The sequence below is a fragment of the Mesorhizobium sp. M1423 genome, assembly GCF_040317575.1.
In the GTDB taxonomy this organism is placed as follows: domain Bacteria; phylum Pseudomonadota; class Alphaproteobacteria; order Rhizobiales; family Rhizobiaceae; genus Mesorhizobium.
The window spans coordinates 533,610-557,944 of sequence record NZ_JAMYKU010000001.1 but is presented as its reverse complement, the minus strand read 5'-3'; the positions used below and the strand labels follow the sequence as shown (position 1 = coordinate 557,944).

Genomic DNA, 24,335 nt, shown 5'->3' with positions numbered 1-24,335 from the left:
CGCATGCACATCGACACCGTCCTTCTGAAGGTTGCTAGCCGTTGCAATCTCGATTGCAGCTATTGCTACGTCTTCCACATGGGGGACGAAGGTTGGCGTGCGCAGCCGAAGCGGATGTCGGGGGAGACGCAAGCCTTAGTTGGAAGGCGGCTTCGGGAGCTAAGGGACGCGCAGGGGCGACCTTTCTCGGTCGTTCTACATGGTGGGGAGCCTCTCTTGCTCGGTGCGCGCGGTCTCGGTTCGCTCTTAGGAATGCTGCGGCGGGCACTAGGTGCCGAATGCGGCATCTCGATTCAAACGAACGGCGTGTTGCTGAACGCCGACATACTCGATCTATGTGCCGACCAACGGATTGGCCTCTCGGTCAGCCTAGACGGGCCGGCCGAGGTCCACGACCGATTCAGGATCGACCACGGGGGTCGTCCCTCCCATGCCCGAGTCCTGGCGGGCGTTGAGTTGCTGCGTGCGCATCGCGATGCCAAGACGTTGTTTTCCGGTGTGCTAGCCGTTGTTGACCCCGCGACGTCCCCCGACGCGGTCTACGATTATTTCCGGGAACTCGGCGTTCCGAGTGTCGACTTCCTCTACCGCGACGGAAACCACTCCTCGCTTCCTTACGGCAAGGCCTCCGTTGGCTCGACCGAGTACGGTCGCTGGATTACGAGAATCCTTAATCGCTACGTGATTGATCCGGCGCCATTCCGCATCCGCATGCTGGACGATATAATAAAGCTGGCGCTGGGTGGTGGCGGAGTAAAAGAAGGCGTCGGCCTTACAGATTATGGCATCCTCGTCATCGATGCCGATGGAACGGTAAAGAAGAACGACACGCTGAAGAGTTCGCCACTCGGGGACGGCTTCTCGAGAGATTGGACCGTTCGCCACCACTCGCTTGCGGAGATTGCCTGCTCGGGCGAGTTCCTCGCTTATCATCGTGCACAGCGGCCATCGTCGACATCCTGCGCACGCTGCCCGCACCTTCGCATTTGCGGGGGTGGCATGGTGGCTCATCGCTTCTCCGAAACTTCGGGCTACGAAAACCCGACAGTGTTCTGCGCGGATCAGAAAATGCTGATAGAGCGAGCGCTTGAACTCGTCGGTCACCATCTGCAAACTGAAGCTGCCTGATTGACCATGTCACCCACCACCCTCGCAGAGCCGTTTCCCCATGCGCTGTCGCGCTGGGCCGTGCCGCCAGATCTCGCCGAGCGGACGCTGCGATGGATGGAGGAATCTGCACCTTGGCGTCTCCGTATTGCGAGCTTCTACGAGCAGTGGGAAATGCACCTGAACAAGGAGGCACTACCGGAAGACTTGCACGAACTCCTCTCGCCTGCGACCGTCGCACGTCTTGCCCGCGATTTGCTGCCAGATGGTGACACAGGCATCGAACTCGTCGAAGTCACTGCGCATCGGATGGTAGTCGGGCAGACGATCAGGATCCACAACGACTTTCGGCTGGGCGGGGAAACGCATAGAATACTTGTCCAGCTCAATCGAGGCTGGGACGACGTCCAAGGCGGACTTCTGATGTTGTTCGGGAGCGGCGATGCAGACGACGTTCGTAGGATAATACGACCAGTTCATGGATCTGGCCTCGGATTCAACATCTCCAAATCGTCATTCCATGCAGTATCCACCATAAACGTGGGCGAACGGTTCACGCTCGTCTACTCGTTCCGCGAGAACCTCGATTAACACCGCCCCCTTGGCCCCATGGAACTTCGGCGAGCCGGCGGAGCCGAGCGGCCGTCTTGAGTTCGCGCCGCTTGGTCGTCGGCTCCGGCCCGTGCCAAGTAACCTTCTACCAATCCTTCGTAGTGAGGGACTTCGGCCAGCGGCGGTCAACGGCGGGGCTGCTCGGCTCGAGGCTGTTGACAACCTGCTCCGCCAAGTGCCGGATCTTGCGCGAATTGTGTCGAGGGCCGTTCGATCGATTCACCCGCTCGCGGCCGAACCTGGATACGATGTTAGTCACAGTCAGCCTATATGGCGCGCTAGAATTTTCGTCTCATTTCCGGAACGGCAGGACGAGATAGGCGAGCTACGTCTGGCGGAGAGCGTCGTCCACGAGGCCATGCACCTACATCTGACAAACGAGGAGTCGCGTTTCGCTTTCGTAGCCCGCTCTACAGACACGCTCTACTCGCCTTGGATGGGCACGCTCCGACCGGTGCAAGGAGTGCTGCACGGGCTTTTCGTTTTCTACTGCATAAGCACGTTTCTACGACGCGTAACTGAGAACCGCCTCGTCGCGGATGATGCGTGGCGATACATAAGCGGGCGCCTCGCAGACATCCGTGAGGAGATTCTCGAGATCGACTGGGCTGCGCTCGAAAGCGCTCTGACGGCACACGGAGTCGCTCAGATGCGACTTTGGACCAGAACGATGCCGCTTCATCAGGGCACACCGGAAATTTAGCCCAAGCCACGTGCCCTGCGCTCAAGTAACAATCGTCTACTTTGGTCGTTGGTACGCGAATGTCAGCTTTTGGATGTGCTGCGTACCACCTCTGCGGCTGCGACGCTGCGCAAAGCTGCCGTCGAAGTCGCAGAACATCATTTACGGAACAGCGACCCGCGGATCGGAGGCTAGAACTGCGTGCTCGATACCGGTGGGGTCAATGCTATGATGTGTCGCCCACGCATCCAGGTTGGGAGGCCTGTAGTCCGCATTACCGCGCCATCTCTCGAACACCGATGCATCAATTGTCTCATTGATTCTCGAGGTTATCTGGTTAGTGCCAACCTCACCTTCTAAGCCAACGGGGCGATAGAACCGTCGGCTGAAGGGACGCAGATACCACGGAAGGAAGCCTGCGTAAGAATCGGCAACAGGAGCCTTAACGTCAGGTGCGTCCAATTCGAGTTCCGCTGCAAAGCGAAGCCCATGAATAGCGGCTTTATCCATTAGCCACTTCAGCGGCGCTTGGGCGAGAATATCGCTTGGATAGCCACCGCCAACGTTTCCGTGTGCACCCACGAACCAGCGCTGTTCGACCTGTTCCAACGTACGCGACGGAGCTCCCCCTGGAGCTGCATTGTCCACAGTGCGAGTCCAAAACGTCAAATTGCTTGCGATGCTCATCGAGCGCGAGCGCATGAAAAGCGAAATCATTCGAAAGATAGAGGTGCGTATCAAGGAAAAGATATCGGGCCACATTTCTGTGCAGGCTTGTCAGCGGAACTCCTAACGACCCCACTGTGTCCCAAACACCGACAAATTTGATGTAGGTTGGAAGGCAGTACCGAACAATCCAACGTTCCTCAAGCGACGTATGCAGAGGGATCTTCCCCCAACAATTTCCTGATTGTGCTGTCGGTTCTTCGACGATACCTGGCGTAGAGTTGCTCAATGGATAGCGGCGCGCCCGGGGTCAGAACGCCACACTTCGAAATCAGTCCAGATAGACTACGTGCCGCATATGCGCCTCGACTGAAGCCAAAAATGAAAATCTCGTCGCCCTGCTCGAAAATCTGAGTAAGCCAAGTGTAAGCGTCGATAATTTCATTATCGAGGCCATAACCGGCAACGCCGCCACGCACCTTTTCTCCGAACCGGGTGCCAACGCCTTGGCTGTAGTAGACGACCTGCCCGGGCGCTCGCGGGTCGCAAAGGGATTTCAGTCGCCATACGTTCGTGTTGTTGTTTAGCGTGTTCCAAGTGCCGTCAAGGAAGATCGCGATGCGCTTCATTCTAAGACCCTTCTGCCGGGCCCAGTACCGACTCACCACTGCTATATTAGCAGATCAATACGGCACTTGAATAAACACTGGCGGCAGGTGTCTGAACTGAACGAACTGGTGCCGTCGGGCTTGTTGCGCCGGGATAGTCGAGCATCTGCGGATGAGCGCAATATTTCTTCACGCGACAAATCGATCTATAATTGCCAATATGTTCCACGATAGCCCAGCCCATAAAACCCTCGCGGCGCCCAATGAACTCTCTCTAAAGAAGACGATGACAATGAACCGAGCTACATCAACTCTAGCGCGTTCTCCAAAATTCTCTCGCCGCTCATTTCTGAAATCGGTTGGAGCAGTCGGAGCGGCCGGCTTAGGTAGCCCTCTTTACGTCAAAAACGCCCTTTCATCGTCCGGCGAATTGAACCTTCTCATGTGGGCCGATGAATTTCCCGATCCGGTAATTCCTAACTTCGAGAAATTGACCGGCATCAAGGTCAATCCGTCGCTCTTTTCTCAAGACGAAGAGCAATTTTACAAACTGCAAGCTGCCGAATCGGCTGCATACGACTTGTGCCAACCGGCACGCAACCGTTCGATTCAATTCAAGGATATGGACGTCCTTGCACCTTACGATCTGAGCAAACTAAAGAACATTTCGGCGATCGTCCCTTCCATGCTCCGCGGTTCTGAAGATTTCTGGACATGGGATGGCAGCCTGCACCACTTGCCGCACTGCTGGCGCTCAGAAGCGATATCGTTCCGAACGGATCTCCTTCGCGGAAGGCAACAAGGTCTAAGCTACGGAACACTCTGGGATGAAGAGGTCCGAGGACATACTCAGGGCCGCGTACATTCGCTTCTTTTGGGTATAGGCCTTTGGTGGGATCAGTCTGGCAAAATGCCTTCGAATCGCATGCTTGACGGGTACGTCGATGAAACCGGTTTTCGGGCAGTCTGGGATCCAATCCTAGAGTTTGCCATCGCTCACAAAGGCTGGATACGCCAATTTTGGAATTCGTCCGAAGAAACCAAAGCGGGATTGATGGCTAATGACGTATGGATCGGGCAGACTTGGGAAGGCCCGTCAGTGACCCTGAAGGATGCAGGAGAACCGGTTGGGTTTGTTTCTCCGAAGGAAGGGGCGCTGGTTTGGCTCGACGGTTTGTCGCTGACAAAAACTGCCCAAAATATCGATCAGGCGTATGAATTCATCAACTACCTGATGACCCCTGAAGTAGCAGCGCAGATCGCTGACGGATCCGGGTACAATCCGGTCGTCCTGGGGGCCGAGAACCATACCTCAGAGAAATTCCGAAAGAACTTTCTGGAAGCTTACCCTGGAGATTCGATAAACAACGTCTGGCACTGGCCGCCGGAACAAGATTGGTATCGGGAAATACGAAGCCAATACGTCGAGCAGTTTCGATCGGCGTAGACATACGCCGGCGGAACATAAGGCCTCCTCAATTACAGACAATCATCGCGGAGTAGCGCAGATTGATGCAACCTGCGCCTCGTTACACCCGCCATAGGTCATAAGTCGTGTGATCGCCCCGTTGTTCGGAACAGTCATCTTATAATCTTGCAACAGATTTTGCCCCGTATTCCTCTCAGAGAGAGATAGTACGCTCCCAATCTGACCATAGGAAAATGTCCTAATCTCAAGTTCGCTGCCGCAATGCGCCGCAGCGCGTATATCAATTTCTTTTGCTGGAAATGGAAAAATCACCAACACGCCATATTCAGTAAGGGAGATGCCATACCCGTGGCGAATTTGAGATTTCCACGTTTCATCGATATCTCGCGTGCTAAATCCATTGATCATCAGGTCATGGGGTGTCGGCCCGTCAGTGGCGTAGGTTGAATAATCCACGCATAGCGGCTCGGCGATGCTTTGGGTCGCGAACAAACCAATCGTCAACGCGACGAGATGGAGCGACATTCTGGCGAAAGCGTACGCGGTTCGTTTCATCAAGCCACTCCATCATGCGTTCGGCAGTCACTCTTTCTCGCTTGAGCCAGCTGCGGCTAAGGCGTCAATTCGTCTTTCTTAGATGATGAATGATCATCTGTGTTTGGCTCCAGGAATGCATGGGTGCGGCATAACTGTCCGCAGCGGTAGGCCAGCCAGTCCAATATGTCGTATTGAATGGAATGATCTTCACGGATTGGACTATCGGGATGAAGGGCATCTCGTCGTGGAGATATTTGTAGGCGTCGACCACCCGCTTAGGAATATCAGGATTGGGCACGAAAGTTGATTTGCCGCCGCTGGTTGGCTGCTCGATCTGTAGCGGCATCATGCCGATCTCCTCGACAACCTTGCTGTAGTCGACTGTCGCCGCTGTGTCCCATCGGCCCGTATTGTCAAAACCTGGGCTGCGGCTGCCAAATGGCGCCACCTTGTCTTTTGTATAGCGGCTCATCGATGTCCAGGGCTCGGCAACAGAGCCACAGGAGAGCCAACTGTACACAGCTGCATAGTTTCCCTGTGGAACGACATTCCCCCATAGTTCGGCGGTACTCGCAGGCACAGCGCGTGCTGCGATGCCGGCGTTCCTCAACTGGTCCACCATGACCTGGACGGACTTTGTGTCCTGATCGAGATCTTCATTCACGTCGATGGCGAGGTTGAGCTTCGCCGATCCCTTCTCATAGATACCGTCGCCCCCCTTCGTGTATCCTTCAGCCTCGATGAGGGCCTGGCCGGCCGAGACTTTGGCGTACTTTGACAAACCGAATTTCGCCGCGACAGCATCGATGAATGGCCTCATTGCACCATTCTCGAGAAACATCGTTTGCGAAGGAACGGTGCTTCCCTCGTAGGCTACGTCAGCAATCCCCTGTCGGTCGATCAGTAGAGATAGCGCCTGGCGAAGCTTCGCGTCGTCCCACGGAGCATTGTGTTCATGGTTCGTGTTGATCTCGAGTTGCCGAGGGCACGGATCGTTCCACCCCTTCCCGCTTGCTGGATCCCAACCGATGACTTTTGGATTGGCGATCTTCAAGGCAGCCATTTCGTCCACTGAAATCTCAGCTCCGGCATCGATCTCGTTGTTCTGGATACGGCTGAAGCTAGTCGTTGCATCCGGACTGTAGCGCCAGATCAATTCATCGGGCTCTGGTAGCGGCAAGAAAACAGGCTTGTTGTTTGCATCAAGCCTGGAACCCCACCAATCCTCATTGCGCTTCCAAACCACCTCCCTGTCGTCGATGGATTTCAAGATGTACGGCCCCGTGCCAATCGGCTTTTCGAACTTGAATGCCATCGGTTCCTTGACGTCTTTCCAGACATGCATTGGCAGGATCAGGAAGGTGCTGAACATGGCGCCGCCAAAATTATCGACGGCGAAGCGTGGGTTCGGCTTTCTCAACGTGAATGTGACGGTGAGGTCGTCGACCTTCTCCACGCTGACGACCTCGGACCGGAAGGTGGCCGCTTCGGCCGCCGGCAACTCGTCGTGGTTGATTACCAAGTTACCGGTGAAAACCACGTCATTGGCATTGAAAGGTTTGGGATCGGAAGGCTTGCTGTCAGACCAAAAGACGTCCTTTCGCAGCTTGAGGGTCCAGACGCTCTGCGCTGCGTTCGGGAGGATTTCGAGCCCCAGCCACGGCCGCAGTTCGCCAGTCCTGTCGTCAAGGAGGAACAGCGGCTCCCACATTGCCTGATGCGCGCCAACCTCTCGCTTAGGGCCTCGGGTAAGCCAGTTGAAATTTGGAGAACCGGCGATTGGCTCGGAGATGTTGAACACCACCTCGGTCCCAGCGCGAGGTAAAGTTTGAGTATATCCTGAGCCAATAGTCGAAAAGCCAGCAAGAATCGAAAAAACCGTCAGTACCCAATGCGTTTGCATGGCGTTCGCTCTGGCCGCGTCCGACAGGTCACTCTTCACTTTCTCAACCTCCCGCAGATCCACCATCCTTGTTATCGATTCTTATCGCTTGGCATAAATTTAAGGCTTTGCCATATTTTGCGGATCAACTTTACTGCTTGTTTCCCCGCGCTTTTTATCGATTTGGTATAGCTTCCACCCGAACGCCTGAGCTTCTCCGGAGTGTTGAGCCTCGCCATAGTAAGGTGGCTTCGAACTCAGGTAACCTACTTGAAAATCACTTATAATCATCGGGTCAAGATCCTGCGTTCTCTGAACCATCCCGAAAAGTTTCAATGTATTTTCGAGAGTTAATCCACGCGCTGCGGCGTTATATCCAGCCAGCATATTACCAAGCTCTCTCGCGGTGTAGTATTTTCCTCGAAAAATCCCACTATCAAAAGAATTTCTATTACCGAACAGGCGCGCCTTTATGTCTAGATTACCTTTTGGCAAACTTTGCCAAGCGACAGAAGGTCCACTCATACTGGCAGCATCGGCGACTTTTGCATAAAAGTCTTTCGTGACGTCTTTGCCAAAATGGACCTTCCCTAGATACGGCTGATCGCCGCCCGCATTCACATGCGCATTGGGCCAGGCAGTTATGCCAATGGCGACCCCGTTCATGTAAATCCGTCGATCATTATCGTCTGTGACCAGTTGAACCTTCTTCTGGCTGTCAATATCCGTTCGCCTGCCAGTCGGATCACTGTACGAGTTTGGATTCTGAAGGTTGAATGCGTAAACGTTGATGTTAGACCCGGAAATTGCCGTTCCAGAGCCATCACCAAGAACATATTCTGACAGCGCAGGATCGGTACTCTGCCAAATACCGAGATCCCGGCTGTAATACCGCGCGCCGAATGACGAGAAGCCAGAGACACGATCAAGCTCTTTTCCGTGGAACACAGACAGCGGGCCTACTCCGGCTCGTCCGGTGTCGGCCAGGTTGTCAACAGTCAGTTCCAAGCCATAGGGGCTGTATTCGCGGCGGCCTATGATCGTCGAATCGGCCTTGTCCACCTCCCCAAAGGCCGTGACACTGGCCGAGACAGACCCCACTGTTGCAAGGTCGGAATAAAGATACGTGACGAGTGGGTCTTCGCTTTCGTTGGTAGGGGGCGACAGGCTGGCCGTTGGCAGATTGCCTTCGGCAATCTGCACCGCGCCGTGCCCATTGAGGTCGCGAGCGTAAAACGGCGTCATGTAGATAGTTACTGCTTCCTCGTCTTCGGGGTTTGTCCCCCCGTCTGTAGCGGCCTTCTGCTCAGGCAAGAGAGGTGGGCGGATTTTTAGAACCCGGTTGCCGCCATAGTCGTACACGTAATCTTCACGCAGTCCTTCGGCATTTTCTTGGACGGCACCGTCTTGCACGCCTCGAACGCCAATGAGTCTACCTTGGCCATCCCAAGACATTGCACGGTTGGACAGGACACCGAATGCTGTCTCCTTGCCATTGGCACTCGTGCCGACGCGCGTCATCTGTCCGATGTCGTCATAAGCGAACAGGCTGGTTCGCAGCGAATTGTCGTTGATCGCAAAATCGATGGAACTCGGAGCGTGGAGTGGCCCATTGCCGGGTGCGTCGTAGTGGTAGGTCCAGTCTCTCTTGAATGTATAGCCGGGAACCCCCGTTATCGTCAGTTCGCGTGTTTTGAACCGGTTACCTGCATCGTACGTGTAGGTGCCCGAACTTTCGAGATAACGCTGCTCTTTCGAGACCTTGCCGTTGAAGCGTGCCAACCGGTTTGCTGGATCGTAGGCAAAATCAAACCAGCTCTTGTAGTTTTCGCGCGGCACCGCCGTGTTGCCGTACCCAAGCACATTGCCGCCGCCATCATACTGATAGCCGTTGATCTGGACCGGCACGAAGGGCCCGTCTCGAGCCCCGACAGGAATCTCCTTGCCGGCCGTGATGGTTGCCAACTGGTTCAGCCGCAAGTCCTTGTCGTCATACCGTAAGCCGGTGACCGTTCCATCGGCTGTCCAGCGTACCGCTGGCCGGCCGAGGGCATCATGGGCGGCATTGATCAGCGGCCTGCCGTTGTAGAGCAATTGAGCGACCGCACCATCCGGCCCGTATCTGCGGCCGAGTGTGAAATGGGCAAGGCAAGTTTCGAGCCCTGCCCCCAGGCACGCCAGCGATGGATTCATTGGTGAGCGTTCAGTGAACTTCTGCTGGACCAGGTCGCCGAATGACGTGTAGGCGTTGTCCTGCTCGTAGAAACCAACCTCTGGAAGGTAGGTTTCACTTCCGCCGCCGCTTTGCTTGACATCATGAACAGGGCCGACGATCGAGCGCAACTCACGGGACGGCAGTCCCAACTCGTCATACGAGATGCTACGGGCGCCGGTGCGATCTGTCACTATGGCGATCTGGCCAATGCAGTTCTCGCAATTAAGGCCCGTTTGATCCACGAACCGCTGATTGGACAGCTCATTCAGAACGAACTTCAGCGCTTCGATTAGCTCGCCATGGGTTTTGGAATAAGGGTACCGGTCATAGAAGAATCGGACCTTATCGCCTTGATCCTTGGCGCCGCCTTGCTCTTCGAGGGAACGGTAAGACATCTCGAGCAGGCGGTCGGCGGAATAAAGGTAGTTCCTTTCATTTCGTACCTTCGAAGTCGATTCGCAGGATTGGTCTGGATCCGCCCGGTACTTTGATGCGACCTCCGACACCAGGTTCTGTAACCCGTCATATTTATACCGGACGCAGCCTGCGTTCGGCTCCCGCATCTCCGTCATCCGACCAAGAAGATCATAGCTTGCATAGATGCGGGCGCGATCGTTGCCATCGAGTGGCGAGTCTACCCTGGTTAGCTGAAGCAGTGGGTCGTAGTCATAGGAGACACGCGCCGGCTGAAGCCCACCAGCGGTTTCCGATGCCAGAGCGTCATACGTCCATTCTTTCTGCATCGTTTTGATGGGCAAGCACTTGGCAAGGGAATGCGCATAGTCCCGCTCATAGGGCCCTGGAGATCGCGGCAAGGTGGGGACTTCCCCATAGAACTTTGTTTGGTCTTCAAAGACGTTTGTGGTTTGGCCACGGGCGTCCGACCAGGTCGAACTTGCCGTGCATCTTGGCGACAGGCTGAGAGCCTCGAAGCGTGCCCCGCGGAGAGATGGGTCCGGCGTCGCGGAATTCACTACCTCACGACCGGACAGCACTTGATAACGATATTGGGTGGTGGCAATAAACCGCTCGTTGTCACTCCCACTATCTTGATTACCTGACAGGCGGTTCTCCACTTTCAACGGCCTGCCAGCCGCATCGTAAGTCGTGCTCGATATTGGGCCCGGCTCGGTGGCTCGATACTGGAGGTTAGTGAACCTCAGGCCGCTTCCTTGAGAGCCCGACGCGTCGTCGATTGCATACGGCTCAAAAGTCTGCAACTCGCGACCGAGCACATCCGTTGCCGTTCCTGGCGTTACAAAACCTGTAGCGACACTCGTGCAGCGCTTCGCAAGATCGACCCTTGGACCCGGGTTGGACCCGTCGAGAATTGTTGGCAAGGCGCCGATACAGACATCTGCTTCCTGAATGGTCTGCGCGACATGCCCCAGCCCGTCAGACATCGCCGCGGTTTCACGGGTCGTGTTCTGCTCTGGCAGAAGACCATTGTAGGCGTTCGATGGTTCGAACCGTCGCACGTTGCTTCGCAGCAGCGTGTTTTGGTGCCCATGGCCGGCGAAGATGATCCTATCAAAATCAGTAGCCGCCAAGATCCTCCATTTGCTGACATCGACCGGAAGCTCGGGCGAGCGAAGCGCGGGGATTGACTTGCCGAGGGCAAGTTCCAGCTGTTTTTTAAAGGTCCTGTTCTCCCTGGGTTCGTTGCCCCAGGATCGCGCTATGAGGCGCAGACGCCCCCAACGATCGTAATCATAGAGGAAGGAATTGCCGTTGATGTCCTTGGTCTCTGCAACTGCGCCGAACTGAGGATCGATGCGGCTGCTTGAGAAATGGGTAACAGGCTTTCGGACGACGGCCTTGTTCAGGCTCTGTACTCCATAAGCACATCGCGGCTGCTGCGTTTGGGACAACTTTGGACTGTCGGTGCCAGCCCCCGGCACGTCTTCCACGCAACGAGTCAGTTCAGTCGTCGTTGGAGACAACAGGAACGGATCGCCAGAATAGTCGAAACGTCGCTCCGCCCATTCCTTATTCTCAGACAAAGAGGAAATGACATGGGTGACGTTTCCGTAGGCATCATAGCCAGCCACCTGGTCATGGATGATGGCATTGAACCGATCGACACCCTTTGGCAGGCCGTCGACTTTGGCGTAGACCGTCCGAAGCGCGGCTTCTAAAGTGCTATAGCCGTCCGACAACGCACGCTTCATTTCATCCTTGTAGGACTGGCAGATCTTGGCATCGCGTTTGAACCGGAAACCATCGCCGCCTGGATACTGACAAATGTCGGTTAGGTTCCCCGTGCCATCGTTCGCATACAGAGCTTCCCTGGCGCGAATGGGTTGATTGTCTTTGTTATCATTGGCCGCATCCGCCCAAGGGCCTGAATAGATTTCAATGCTCTCGGGAAGACCCAGCAACGGGTAGCCAGCCACCGTCGCCTCATCAATCGTCCCAAGCTTCGAACTCGGGCCCTGTCGCTTTGCGTATCCGATTTTCGCATGCACCGAAGACGCGTCCACGGGCACATCTGTGCCGGATTTGCTCGCCAGTTCACCGATGCTGTCGAAGGCGAGAGCCTGACCCCATTGGTCATGGTCGAACGCGATGGCCGACATCAGATGAGGTTGAGCACCATTGAGTGATAGGCCGTTGTCATTAACCGGTTCGTTGCCTGCCTGAAGTGATACAAACCTTTGCCGAACCGATCCTGATTGCTGCGCCCAAAACGCCTCTTGTTCACGGACAAAGCCCTGATTGCATATTTTGTTTTGCAGCTTTTCAGCGCAGCCGATGACGTCGCTCCCGCAGATCGAGGCGCCGCCGCCGAATACCGACCCATTACTGCCGTATCGAGTTCCGTCCCAATAGGTGGAGAGCCGCGAACTTTCCGTCTGCAACGCGTCCGATATGTCTCGCCTGTTGGCAATCCAGGTGGCATTGCTCCCAGCAAGATCAGGAGGATCACATTTTTCGACCTCTTGCGCCTGATCCGTCTGCGGCAACATCGTTGCCAAGTCATCAATCGAATAGCCAAGGTGACTTTGCGAGACGAGTTGCGCGGGAAATTGCGCAGGGCTCGTCGCCTGAGGGCCTGAATCAAAGCCGACGACAATATTCGACAGGAGAATCCCCTGGGTAAGGTAATCCCTGTTGGAGAAAGTCTGTGTATCGATATGTAATCTGCGAAACGCGCTGCCGGCCAATGTGGCGTCAGTCGGCGGTTCATTCGTGGCGAGGATGGCAAGACATTTCTTGCGCGCGTCCGTGCTGTCGTTTGCGAGATCGCATCCGTGTTTTCTGACTACACGTCCCGAGAAACCATAAAATTGACGTTCGGCTCGATTGTAGTAGCCACCGCTATAGCCATAGACATTCAGCTCGATGTCCTGTCCGTCAGGGCTGAGCTGGCCAGCGGAATAAGTTGGCTCATACCCATCAAACCGGCCGACACTCGTCAGCGCCCATATCGACGTCCCATGCTCCGGTCCCGTATTGCCGAAGAGACCGTAGCTCAAATAGTCGGACACTCCGGACGGTTCATCGATTCTGCTGAGGAGGTAGTAGCGAGCATCTGGATTGTGATGTATCCGCGTTTCTAGCTTTTCAGGTTGAAGGCTAGGTACACCGATCGAGTTCGCGGACTTAAACCTACCGCTCACTGTAGCGATATCTGGAACGCCATCCCCATCCATATCACGAATTTGGACCAACTCTCGTGTCTGATCGCTTGCGTGTTTGGTGCTTGGGTTAAAAACAATCTTCACGTACATCAAATTGACGCCGAAAGTGAAAGCAGCAGCAGCGTCGACGAGCGTTGTCTCGGATGCGCTTGTTTCCGAGTTGTTCCAACCGCTGATCGCATAGATTCTTGCTGGTCCGTAGCCATTTCCAAGATTGGGAAACACGGCAATGGCAGACTTTTTGTTCGTCACAACCGGTATAACGATATCCGTCCGTCCATCACCATTGAAGTCCATCAATGCGCCTTCGGATGAGCTATCGCGAAGAGATAGACCAGCTCCGGCGACAAAACTTCCGGATCCATAAGAGTACCCGAGTCGAACCCCAAAGCCCGAGCTGTGACTTGTATTATAGTAATTGTTGTGCAAGCCGATAGTTGAAACCTCTGGAGTGCCAGAGTCTACCCTGGCCCCTAGCCGGCTACCTATATTTAATAGCGCCGAAACTGAGTTTGAAACCATGCTCGCTTGCAGCTCGTCTACGAGACCGTCGCCGTTAAAGTCTCGGAGATCTCTGAAACTGTCATCCTGACCTTGTTCAAAACTCAAATCAAAACTCGGCTCGACCGAACCGTCGGGCGACCCTGAAGTATGCGGGTTCGTACCTTTTGGCTCCGCCTTTGCGAACGTCGAAGGCGATATTCCGACACCTGCGCCAAAATTTTCAGATTCGCTCGACTGCGCTAGGCCGCCGTTTAAAAGCTCGCCGCGCAACCCAGGTGCATTCGTATCGACTCGAAAATATCGCCACCAATCTCGCCGGGAAAGGCCAACAGGCGACGTCAAAGTCGCTACACCGTTGGAGGTTGTGTCTGGATATCCGTCGCCGTTAACGTCCAATAACAACTGGCTTGTCTGCTTTGTTGTCCAGCTTTTCACGGCATTTACTGGATCTACCCCGCCAATCAGCGAAATCGTCTGACTTTCGCTACTCTGAACCGGACCAAAAACCTCAATCGCTCGATCAGTTGAGGGGGGCGCTGGCCGATTTGGAAAATCTGGAAGGTGAACGTCCTGACTGTTTCGGTGGCTTCCGTTTGATTGGAAGGCGATGTCACCTATCCTTTGATCAGGGCAGACCGAGAAAAACGAGCTGCGTGAAAAGAGCGTTTCACCGGCCAGAAGCAGCTTGCACAAGGTATCGTAACTTTCGCGAAATCGGGCGATCGGGGGTTGCTCAAATCCAACAAGTGCGGAAACCGAATAGAACGGCGCCGGTTCGGCGGAGGAACGGATATCAATTTGCCTCTCCGCGTAAATGGAGTCGTCCTGGCCCTTCCAGCAGCTGGCCGTCAAACGAGGCTGCTCTTCGGAACAGGGACTGGCCGACAGGGCGTTGTTGTCGACGGTCTGTTCCTGTTGATTAAGATCCGTCAGCACCGATACAGGGCCCACGAAACGATGGACGAGTGGAATGAGGTCCACACCTCGCAGACCTAGTAGCCCATTGTCGGCATTAGAAAGGCTCCGTTTGCAGCTAGCAAAATCCTGATTTCCCGGCGGGTTTCCACCTCCACACGCACTTAGGGACGTATCCATTTGTCCACTAGCGTTGGACGACGGAGAGCTCAGACTCTGGTCGTCAAATCTCAATCGGTGGTAGTCCGCTGGTACGACAAGTCTTCCGTCTTTCGCATGCCTGCTTGCGAAGAGGCTCCAATCTCCCCCAATCTTTGGAAGATTCGGAGTTCGCTCAAGCTCTGCCAGAATGATCGTTGGATAGTTCGGGCTAACAACCTGGGCATGGGGATTGCCGGAAGCATCGAGACCTTTTTTGGTCACATCAGCGATCGCGACGCCCTGTTGGAGCCGGCCATTGTACAAATCTTCCGCAGTCGGAACCGCTCCACCATTTTCGATATTGAGATCATACGATGACGCGGCAACTTCGATTTCGGGGTGAAGACGGAGCAGGTCGCGGCGCCTAAGGATAGAATACGAGTACTTGTCGGTCGTTTTATGGGCGTCGCTCAAGGTGCGATACTGGGCGCCGAGCAACATTTCGGTCCATCCGAGTTTAGTCCAAGGGCGGCAATGGTTGGTAAGCGAGCCGCCTGCACCTGGATTGATTGGGGGAAGCGGGTTGACCCTGGATGCCGGGCAACTCGGCGGCGGGCTGTCCGAAGCAATCAGATCAGAGGGTGAGCGTGGAATCAGATAGTTGCCTTGACGCAAACCAGTCTCGTTGGACAGCTTCTGACCAACGCTAAGGACGGAAAAATTGCCGCTTACTTTAACTGGACCGCCTGGCTCCGCCAGTTGAATTGTCCTGGTTACCGGGACGAGTTTCAGATGCAGCTCAAGAACGTCGAGCGGTTGAGCATCAAATTCAACAACCCTGTTTCGCCCTAGGAACCTATTATCCTCCAGTATCTGATATGTGATTTTCGGCGTAGCGACGCCCACATACTTTTCGGTATCCGGCAGACTGATGTCGCGCTGAGCGCAATCTTGCTTGGCTTCCATTGAAGCAGAATCGGAGTAGCGTCGAGAGGCCCCAATACACACACCGTCATAACGAAGGTCCATAACGTCATCAGAAAATGCCACCGCTCTGGCGGATCTTCTGTTGGTGACGATACGCTGGAACATGTCCCCCTTTAGATCGGGGTAGAGATGGCCCTCCAGTCGATCAAATGAACCATAGTTTCCGAGGCAGGTGTCTGTCGGGACTTTTTCGCAGGCCAGATTTGCGGCTTGCTCTCCAGACAGTTCCCGAAACTGTACCGGCTTGCCGTTCGAAGTCGCAGTGAGTTCCAATTCAAAGGCGGTCTGAGGGTTTCGCGTAAGCTGCGACAATAACTTTTCAATCTTTTTCGCTTCGGCATTCCCAACAAGCTTGTCGAGGTCCGCCATAGAGAAATTTGCCAACATACGGAATTTGCAGCTCGCTTCATCGCCGAATATGGCCTCTTCGATAGGCGTAGAGCCCAACGACAGAACATCACACCCGAGTGGGTTAACCTTGGCCGGAAGCCGGTAGCCACGGCGGGTGACGGTAGCATCATCCGCCAACAATTCGCGTGGCAGCTGCAGATTCGCGAATACGCGCTGAAGCAGATTTTCAGCGCTCGAAATCTGTTCGCCAACCGTCAGATTTCGCAACAGATGTGGCAAATTCAATCGGCGGTCATATAGAAGATCGGGCGACTCATTCGTCGTAAAATGGAGAGCGCGGAGGAACTCCCCGGCTTCGCCACAATGTGACCTAAACTTCGAATATTCGGTGTCCCAAAAACCCCCGTAGTCTCCAACATAAGGCGACGTGTTTTCTGAATAGCGCTGCCCGAGGAAATCGATAATCTCTAGAGCAAATCCGCACAATTGGCTTGTTTGCCTTGCGCGGGCTACGTTGACGTTGTCGTCCTCCGCATTCAGAATTGCTTTGAAGTCAATTTCGTCGCGATTTGACGACATTTCGTTCAATTCTGGATTCGGATTTGGGAAGACGCCTTTCTCAATACGACCATATTCCTTGTCACCATCGCCCATGCTGACAGGCAAATAGACCAACATAGGCTGCGGCGCAAAATGGTCGTTGTTCTCGACAGGCCGCCTTTTCACGCCCAATCCAGAATTCTCTACTTCGGAAAAATAAGAGCTTATGAAGGGGGGAACACGCCAACGCAGCCTGTTAAGTCGTGAGCTGATGTTTTCCGCAAGGTACCCGTTCAAACTCTTGTGTTCAATCGCCAGCTTCGACGTGACCCGGGCACCGCGCGCCGCATCTCTAAAAAACTCATCGCACTTCTGGAGCAGCCCGCTTGAAGCGCAGGATGGAGCAACGTCCACAACGCAGGTTTCCGTCGTAGCGGCTCGACACGAGTCCGAGACTGACTGCCGGAACAGCAGAGGAAATTGGGAAGGAAGGGTCGTCTCATCCAAATTGTCGGAGATGAAAATATCAAACGAGACGTCGTAATCTCTTGTAACCGCAGTGGGAATCTCGAACTTACCCCCAAAAAAACGTTGAGAACCCGAGCGAAGCTCTACCGCACTGTCAGGTGAAGACGTTAGCGCTGCGGTTTCCAATTCATAGGAATAGCGCGACTGGGAGCGTAGAAGACAATCTTTTGCAAATCCGGACGAACCCTGGTCTGACCAGCCGCAATTCAGCAACGGCGAAATTGTATCCGGCTGCCCCCCCGCTGTGAAGTTGAAAGCATAGTCATTATCGACCCATTTATAGCTGATTTTTGCGCTTGGAACGACGCGAGCCGTGGAGTCGGGATCGACGCTGTAAGTTAGGTAAATGACGTCTCCGGCTCGAACGTTGATGACCTTCTGAGGTTGAAAATCGCCGCTACATGATTGGTCAATGGGCAGATCCTCGAGTTTCGTGGCCTGGCTTTCGGAAATCTGCATCGGCTGGGTGCACTGCAGAACCTGCGCCGGTTGAGTGTCCGTTCGCTTCCTTGAGAGCGTTACCTGCGCATAAGCAGACGGAGTATCGAGAAATTCGATAGTAGCCTCTGGTCGGACAAAGTGCGGGCCATAAGGTTCCGCTATTTGCGTATAGCAATCTATCGCATAAGGTCGCTTGTTACAGTTGTAGTAGTATGCCCTTAGATCATCCGCGTCTGATTTTAGCTTCTTAAACTCTTGATTTCCGCCGTCCAACATCAGAGCGCCCGAGAGGGCGACACGTCCATCAAAAGGTGCCTCCCATGATATCGTGGATTGGCTATAATCCAGCTGCCTTAGATTCTCGGTGACACGTTCGAGCCGGCTTGCAGCGATTGCGATTGCCTTTTCAGCGTCATCGGGAACGCGCTGAACCAAGTGAACTTCACCTACTCGGCCCGGACTAGCTAGCTTGGGCGTCTGGCTCTTTCCTACAGCATAGTTGTCATCGACCTGACGCGGGATTGGCGGCGTCAAAGATCTGTTTGGAGAGAAGCTAACATGCATCCTATCTGCGTCTTCGCCGAGACCGTAGTATATGCGCCCATAAGCGACCAGATCACTCAGTCCATCACCGTCGCGATCCGTGAAATATACATATGTTTGGTTTTCGGAATTTGTGCTGCCAACGCCAGCAAAAGCTGTGCCAGCATAGGCTTCGAAACCAATGCTATCCGAAGACGTCGATGAGGCGCCCAAATCGGAAATGCCTTCGATTTCCCCGCAGCGCTCTGGCGGGTACTCGACCTCAATCCCGTTGCGCCTGCCAGCACAATATTTAAGATTGTTGCCAACTCGGTAGACGATATCGGCAATGCCGTCACCGGTTACGTCGACGAGGGACGAGCCTATCTCACTACGTGCTTGAGATGTTCCTGCCTTGATGCCTACAGAGGTAGGCTTCTGAGTGACATCTCCAACCGGGCCCACCCCAACGTACAAAGAGGCGCCCGTCTCAGATGATTGGCCTGTACCGAGCAAAGACATATCTGTCAGCGAGCCCAACCCGACGCTCTGAAGCAGTCCCGTTGGAAAGCCAAGACTGGTCGAGGGAGCTCTTTTCAATTGGCCGTCTGGATGCGCAAGCGCGACATCCTGCACATCATTCCAGGCAGTGTTGCAGTGATCCTGACCTTGATATCTGAAGGCGAAGGTTTGGTCGCTCTGAACAGATGGCCCATCGAGGTCATAGGCCGAATTCCCCTTGGCAGTATACTCCGACAGAAGGATATCGAAGCCCGTACAAGGCTTTTTATCGCCACCCCCAAGAGTGAAGGTATGAGAGCTGAAAACCTTGTCGAACTGATCTGCCGATTCATCGACCTTCAACGCAACGAGATTCAAGTCGCTTTTTCTCGTCCGATATCGAACTGTGATGTCCGTCAGCCAAAACTCATAAGCGCGAAGGAACCCCAACCTCCCATCACTATTGAATCGTTTCTTGTCCTGCCGTGGCGCCCAGCCAAAATGAACAAGCGTCACCCCGACTGCCGCTGTATCATCGAGCGACGTCGCAAAGGCTAGGTTATAGAAAATATTATCCGGTCGTAGCGCTTGGCTGCATTGGGCGCCCCAGCTCGAGTCGCAATTCGTCTGCGAGTTGCTGTTTCCTAAGATATATTCATAAAGCGTCCCGTTCCTGGCTGGTTGATTGTCGTACTCCTGCGTCAATCCCCATTCCCCAATTACTCTTCGCTCACTACTGAGGTTTCCCACACTCCCTCCAAAGCCAGCTATGCCCCATAGGAGTCCATTGCCATCACTATTGAACGAGGGCAGCTCGAATCCCAAGTCGCTCTTTCTAGGGTTCGCTTCTCGGTGCCCGCCGTATAGCTGGGTCAATTTTGAATGATCCCAAATAAGCCAATAGTAATCGCCTGGCCCGTCGCCAAAACGTCGGATCGTCCATCCCGAAGAGTTGTTCCGTAAATGAAAAGCCCTTTCTCCCTTAATGCGACGGATGATGGGGCCGCCTTTGTATAGAGGCGGTATGTCATTCCCCTGCCCATCCATTGCGATGAGATCTTGGCCGTCCAGAACATAGTCTTCGGTTTCAAAATCGGGATGATAGAGCGGGCTTGGTCCTCTAACCGATATCGAACTTATCTTGAGATCCCAGCCTCGGCCAAGAACACCCGCAGAGCCATTTGAATTGTACGCAACTGAGAAGCTTGGGCCAGGACCTCGCGACTGGCGCAAAAGAAAAGGAAGGGGCTTGTTGAGGTTTCCTTTCGAGTCGGGGACTATGTCTCCCATAGTCAAATAGCCAGACGTGGGCTTCGAACCACCAAGTGCCCCAGATATCGTCGATGGACTATTGCCAGCTGGGTCGGCCGTCATGCTGTTAGGCCTGACGATAACCCCCGAGATTATGCGCTGATGATTTTCGTTGAGGGTTGCGTACGCATGTTTTGAATCAGCCTGAGGAGGTGTGAATGACTTCGCGCTCGTCCAATTTCCGTGCACCGGATTGAATACAAAGACCGCAGGAGGGGGACCGTCGGAGCCAGACGGCAACTGATCTCCAACGCTAACAGCAATCGGGCCAACGAATGAGGAAGCAGAACCTGCCCTGACTGAGGCGCCGGGCTCTTGGTCCGCCAGGGCCACATTGATCTGATAGGACTCGCAACCAAATCGAGATCGATCAGTCACGTTGACCAGCCTAGCCTCCGCATCATACACGCTAGCGTCAAGCGCTAACGGCGGGGTAGTTCCAGATCCTAAGCATTCCACTTCTACCTTTAGCGGGAGATGTGCTTTTGACTGTAGCGGTAGGAATACTTCAAGACCAAAAATGTTGGCCTTTGGATTCTTGACATCAAGCGTGAGTTCAATCGCAGTTCGCGACTTTGCGACGAAATTTTGCGTCTGCTGATAATCTGCGCTTGCTGCCGTTGGGAATGATGAGATAGTCGACTGCAGCACGAAGAACGCGACCCAGAACCGGGCGAACACCCTCTTGAACATGATCCCCACCCGGCACGATCAATCATCTGCTTAAGTGAAGAATAACGTGTTTGGATCAGGAGTCGAGAGGAATTAATATCGAACTAATACGTCGTATTTGGCGAGCGAGGAAAGCGACGCATTCTGCTAGCTATTCGCCCATTTGGACTATCATACAAATTCAGGAGCCATCGAGAAGGAAAACGGGTAAGGTAGGCACGTCGAAGCATGTCTAAGCGACTTATAGCAATTCCCCATCCCGTTGAACTCACGCATAAGCTTCGCGACTGAGTTAGGATGAGATGACGGGTTGTTCGGAACGATTAAGCGCTAGAGCATAATGCGATTCGCCGATGCCGGCAGAAATACATCGACAGGCCAGATGAACCGCAGAAGCCCTAGTGTCTGAGCCGTAATTCAGTAGATACATGGGCGGGATCTTCGTGCTGTCGAGCACCGAACTGTGTGTCAGGCTCTGAGGTAAAATGGATTTTTTCGATACTCTGGCAAACGAAGGGGGTTTTATGTCTCGCATTGTTACGATTTTCTCGATGGCGCTCACGTTGGGAATGGCACCGAGCAACAACGCGTTCTCACATGCTAATCCTGACATTATTCACATTTGCGCGAACTTCAATTTGTTTCCGGACAACGCGCCCTTTGCACAAGACTTTGAGCTGTCGGGTTTAAAATTCCACGCAGTTTCTTTCGCATTTCCATGGTTCGCGAACCAAACAGGAGCCGAGGTGGGCCTGGAATTTGCAAGGGAGGGTGTGTCGATCACTCCGCCGGTCAAAGCCGCACGCATCAACATTAGAATCGGGACATTTGACGGGGCTATGGATCTGCAAGCGCAGGATGGTACAGGAAATAACTTGGTTCAAATGACTCTCGCAGGGACAAATACTTACGTCGACTATCTTATTGAGGGCAATGGAATTGAAAAACTGATATTGACTGGAGGTGGGAGCGAGGGAACGATAAGCAAAGTTTGCGCAGACGTTCCCGTCGCAGAAAATTAGGACAAATACTATTGTCAAAGATGGTGTCTGGTTAATAATATTTGTCAATATTGGAGATGGGCACCGTGGCGCGGCCGACTGAGCCGCTTTTGGTAGGCTTGGCGTCAGGATTTTGACGCGCCCAGTAGTCTGCTCAATTCAATATCGGTCGCGGATTTATGCCTCAGATGAATAATGATAGATGCCGTTCTGCTTTGCCAAGGTCGATTAGATTGGTGGTTGCAGCACTCATAAATCTCATTCCTTTTCGGCTCGCCGACATCCAGGATGCCTATATGAGCGCCTTTCGACGTAGCTGCAGGAGGCAGGCATTTGCGGCATCGTGTTGGCGCACGCATGGCCTTTGCCGGGGCGGCTCTTGTACCCTCGGCATTTAGTCAGGAATGGCCTTCCTGATCATCTCAAGCAGCTTTTTGTTGTGAGCAATGTCTGCCTCAACCTGAGCCCGATAGGCGTAGTCCGGTTCGTCCTTCAGCAACTGCTCAAGCTCATCGAGGTCAGCCTGGAACTCGACCTTGGCCTGCAGAATCATGTCGTGGTGGGCTTTTTCTTCTTTTGTCGCCGGGCCTCTGATGGCCACTTCACCGGTACGCATGTTGACGACGACGTGGTCGGGATGAGGCAAAGGTTCTGGACCTGTGATGCCAAGGCGTTCGCGCCGGGCAAGCTCGCGGTCCCACTCAACCTTGTAGGTGAGTGCTGTATCGAGCCACTCGTCATGCAGGCGCTTGTTTTCCCGTTCGGTGGTGGTGAGAAGCTCGGTGAACAGGCGTTGTGCTCGCTGATTGCCTTTTACGGCGTTTACCGCGAGAGACCGGATGATTGCCTGCGCCATCGGCACGCTGACCTGGCCCGCGCCCTCGTTGACCTTGATGGTCCGGTAGGCCTCCTGGAGGAGGATCGTTTTCATTCGCTCTTCATTGAGGGCGGGTGGCTTTGGCTTGTTCGAGCTGCCCTTCGGACGTCCCTTGGGATTGCCGGACTGGCCAGACTTGAATTGCGTCTTGGCCGGCGGCTTGCCATAGCCGACATCATAGTCGCCGGTCGACGGTCGAACTGACAGCGCCTGCCGCTTTGGATCCTGCTCTGCACTCATTCGGCCGCCTCGCTGAATCTCGCCGGCGGCCGGGCTTCGATGCCGCAGGCGATCTGCTCGACCTCGTCCTTGGCGTAGGTCTCCCACCGGCGAATGATGCGGTCGCAATAGATCGGATCGAGCTCGCAAAGATACCCGTTACGGCCCGTCTTATGGGCGGCAATCAACGTCGACCCGGAACCACCAAAAAGATCAAGAACGATATCGCCGCGGCCCGAGACGTCCTTGATGGCGTCAGCGATCATCTGCACCGGCTTGACCGTTGGGTGGAGCGCCAGTTCATCCATCCTGCCGGCCTTCAGCGTATTGACGCCGCGGTACTGCCAGACATTGGTCCGATAGCGACCATGCTGGCCGAGCTCGAACGAGTTTATGTGGGGAGCCGTTCCATGCTTGAAGGCGAAGATCAATTCATGCCTGGAGCGGTAGAAAGTCCCCATGCCGCCATTGTCCTTCACCCAGACAATCAGGTTCTTGAGTTCTGAATAGACCCCCTCGCCGGCTGTGAGCATTTCTGCCATGTGGCGCCAATCCATGCAGATGAAATGGATGGATCCATCGACGGTATGGTCGGCGAGATTCTGCATCGAGGTTTTGAGAAACGATGTGAATTCGCTGGCCGACATTTCTCCTGACGCCATCGCAAACTCGCGATGCTTGGTTTTGCCGGAGCCGCCGACATGGCCGTCGATCGCAACGTTGTAGGGCGGATCGGCAAAAACCATCTGGGCCTTCTGCCCATCCATCAAAGCGTCGACGACCGAAGCATCCAGGGCAGACCCGCAGATCAGCCGGTGCTGTCCCAGAGCAAATACGTCGCCTGGCCGACAGCGAGCAATGCTCCCTTCGATCTCTGGGACGATATCGTCATCGGGGTCGCCTGGCTCTTCTGGGATGAGGCCCTCGACCAGACTGTCGATCTCGGCGATCGCAAAACCAGTCACCTCGACATCGAAGTCGATCTCAAGCAGCCCACGCAATTCTTCCGCCAGAAGCTCGTCGTCCCATCCGGCATTCAACGCCAACTTGTTGTCGGCCAGGACATAGGCGCGCTTCTGCTCGGGCGTCATGTGCTCAAGCCGCACGCACGGTACCTCGCTCATCCCAATCAGCTTGGCAGCCTCAACCCGCCCGTGTCCGGCAAGGATCGTGTTTTCGGCGTCTATGAGGACAGGATTGGTGAAGCCGAAGGTTCGGATGCTTTTGCCGATCTGCTTCAACTGCTTCTTCGAATGCGTGCGCGCGTTCTTCGCCCAGAGCCGCAAGGACCTAACGGGGATGAGCTCAATCTTCAAATCCAACATGCTCGTGGTCCTTTCGCGATTCGAGGCCAAAACCTTCCAATATCGTCAGATCATAAAAACGGCCTATGCACAACCCCACCTGACCCTAGCGTGAGATCACGTTGACGACCGCGCTGGC

At 54.5% G+C, this 24,335-nt stretch carries 13 protein-coding genes; 5 read left to right on the top strand and 8 right to left on the bottom strand.

Going from position 1 to position 24,335, the window contains the following annotated elements; translation table 11 throughout:
- The first annotated feature begins 3 nt into the window (after window positions 1-3).
- From yhhB to NKG95_RS02790, 3 genes are all read left to right on the top strand, one after another.
- Window positions 4-1,128 carry a cyclophane-forming radical SAM/SPASM peptide maturase YhhB gene (yhhB, locus tag NKG95_RS02800; RefSeq protein WP_353039888.1) on the top strand — a complete coding sequence of 375 codons (1,125 nt, stop codon included), beginning with the start codon at window positions 4-6 and terminating at the stop codon, window positions 1,126-1,128.
- Between the two features lie 6 nt (window positions 1,129-1,134).
- A complete protein-coding gene (yhhC, locus tag NKG95_RS02795; RefSeq protein WP_292670715.1) occupies window positions 1,135-1,698 on the top strand; it encodes a cyclophane-containing peptide 2OG-Fe(II) oxygenase YhhC in 564 nt (187 codons plus the stop codon).
- A gap of 91 nt (window positions 1,699-1,789) precedes the next feature.
- Entirely contained in the window at window positions 1,790-2,422 is a 633-nt protein-coding gene (locus tag NKG95_RS02790) for an aKG-HExxH-type peptide beta-hydroxylase (protein ID WP_353039914.1), read from the top strand.
- 141 nt (window positions 2,423-2,563) lie between these two features.
- Here the strand turns inward: NKG95_RS02790 and NKG95_RS02785 are convergent, their stop codons facing one another.
- The 3 genes from NKG95_RS02785 to NKG95_RS02775 all read right to left on the bottom strand — a co-directional run bounded on the left by NKG95_RS02785 (window position 2,564) and on the right by NKG95_RS02775 (window position 3,696).
- Window positions 2,564-3,010, bottom strand: a complete 447-nt coding sequence (locus tag NKG95_RS02785) for a phospholipase effector Tle1 domain-containing protein (RefSeq protein WP_353039887.1) — start codon at window positions 3,008-3,010, stop codon at window positions 2,564-2,566.
- Window positions 2,904-3,203, bottom strand: coding sequence for a hypothetical protein (locus NKG95_RS02780; RefSeq protein WP_353039886.1), 300 nt, complete (start codon window positions 3,201-3,203; stop codon window positions 2,904-2,906). Before NKG95_RS02780 ends, NKG95_RS02785 begins: the two co-directional genes overlap by 107 nt.
- Window positions 3,204-3,267: 64 nt before the next feature.
- A complete protein-coding gene (locus NKG95_RS02775) occupies window positions 3,268-3,696 on the bottom strand; it encodes a phospholipase effector Tle1 domain-containing protein (protein WP_353039885.1) in 429 nt (142 codons plus the stop codon).
- 151 nt (window positions 3,697-3,847) lie between these two features.
- On the opposite strand from NKG95_RS02775, the gene NKG95_RS02770 reads away from it, so the two are divergent.
- Complete coding sequence (locus NKG95_RS02770; RefSeq protein WP_353039884.1) at window positions 3,848-5,122, top strand: substrate-binding domain-containing protein; 1,275 nt, start codon at window positions 3,848-3,850, stop codon at window positions 5,120-5,122.
- A 42-nt stretch (window positions 5,123-5,164) separates the two neighbouring features.
- Here NKG95_RS02770 and NKG95_RS02765 read toward each other — a convergent pair whose 3' ends face one another.
- The 3 genes from NKG95_RS02765 to NKG95_RS02755 all read right to left on the bottom strand — a co-directional run bounded on the left by NKG95_RS02765 (window position 5,165) and on the right by NKG95_RS02755 (window position 20,816).
- Window positions 5,165-5,659, bottom strand: a complete 495-nt coding sequence (locus NKG95_RS02765) for a hypothetical protein (protein WP_353039883.1) — start codon at window positions 5,657-5,659, stop codon at window positions 5,165-5,167.
- Between the two features lie 64 nt (window positions 5,660-5,723).
- Entirely contained in the window at window positions 5,724-7,610 is a 1,887-nt protein-coding gene (locus tag NKG95_RS02760) for an ABC transporter substrate-binding protein (protein WP_353039882.1), read from the bottom strand.
- 33 nt (window positions 7,611-7,643) lie between these two features.
- Window positions 7,644-20,816 carry an RHS repeat-associated core domain-containing protein gene (locus NKG95_RS02755; protein ID WP_353039881.1) on the bottom strand — a complete coding sequence of 4,391 codons (13,173 nt, stop codon included), beginning with the start codon at window positions 20,814-20,816 and terminating at the stop codon, window positions 7,644-7,646.
- A 464-nt stretch (window positions 20,817-21,280) separates the two neighbouring features.
- On the opposite strand from NKG95_RS02755, the gene NKG95_RS02750 reads away from it, so the two are divergent.
- Window positions 21,281-21,817, top strand: a complete 537-nt coding sequence (locus NKG95_RS02750; protein ID WP_353039880.1) for a hypothetical protein — start codon at window positions 21,281-21,283, stop codon at window positions 21,815-21,817.
- Between the two features lie 373 nt (window positions 21,818-22,190).
- Here NKG95_RS02750 and NKG95_RS02745 read toward each other — a convergent pair whose 3' ends face one another.
- Window positions 22,191-22,913: a DUF5681 domain-containing protein gene (locus tag NKG95_RS02745; RefSeq protein ID WP_353039879.1), complete on the bottom strand. Its 723-nt coding sequence runs from the start codon at window positions 22,911-22,913 to the stop codon at window positions 22,191-22,193.
- Entirely contained in the window at window positions 22,910-24,217 is a 1,308-nt protein-coding gene (locus NKG95_RS02740) for a site-specific DNA-methyltransferase (RefSeq protein ID WP_353039878.1), read from the bottom strand. The genes NKG95_RS02745 and NKG95_RS02740 overlap by 4 nt, the downstream gene beginning before the upstream one ends.
- Between the last annotated feature and the right edge of the window lie 118 nt (window positions 24,218-24,335).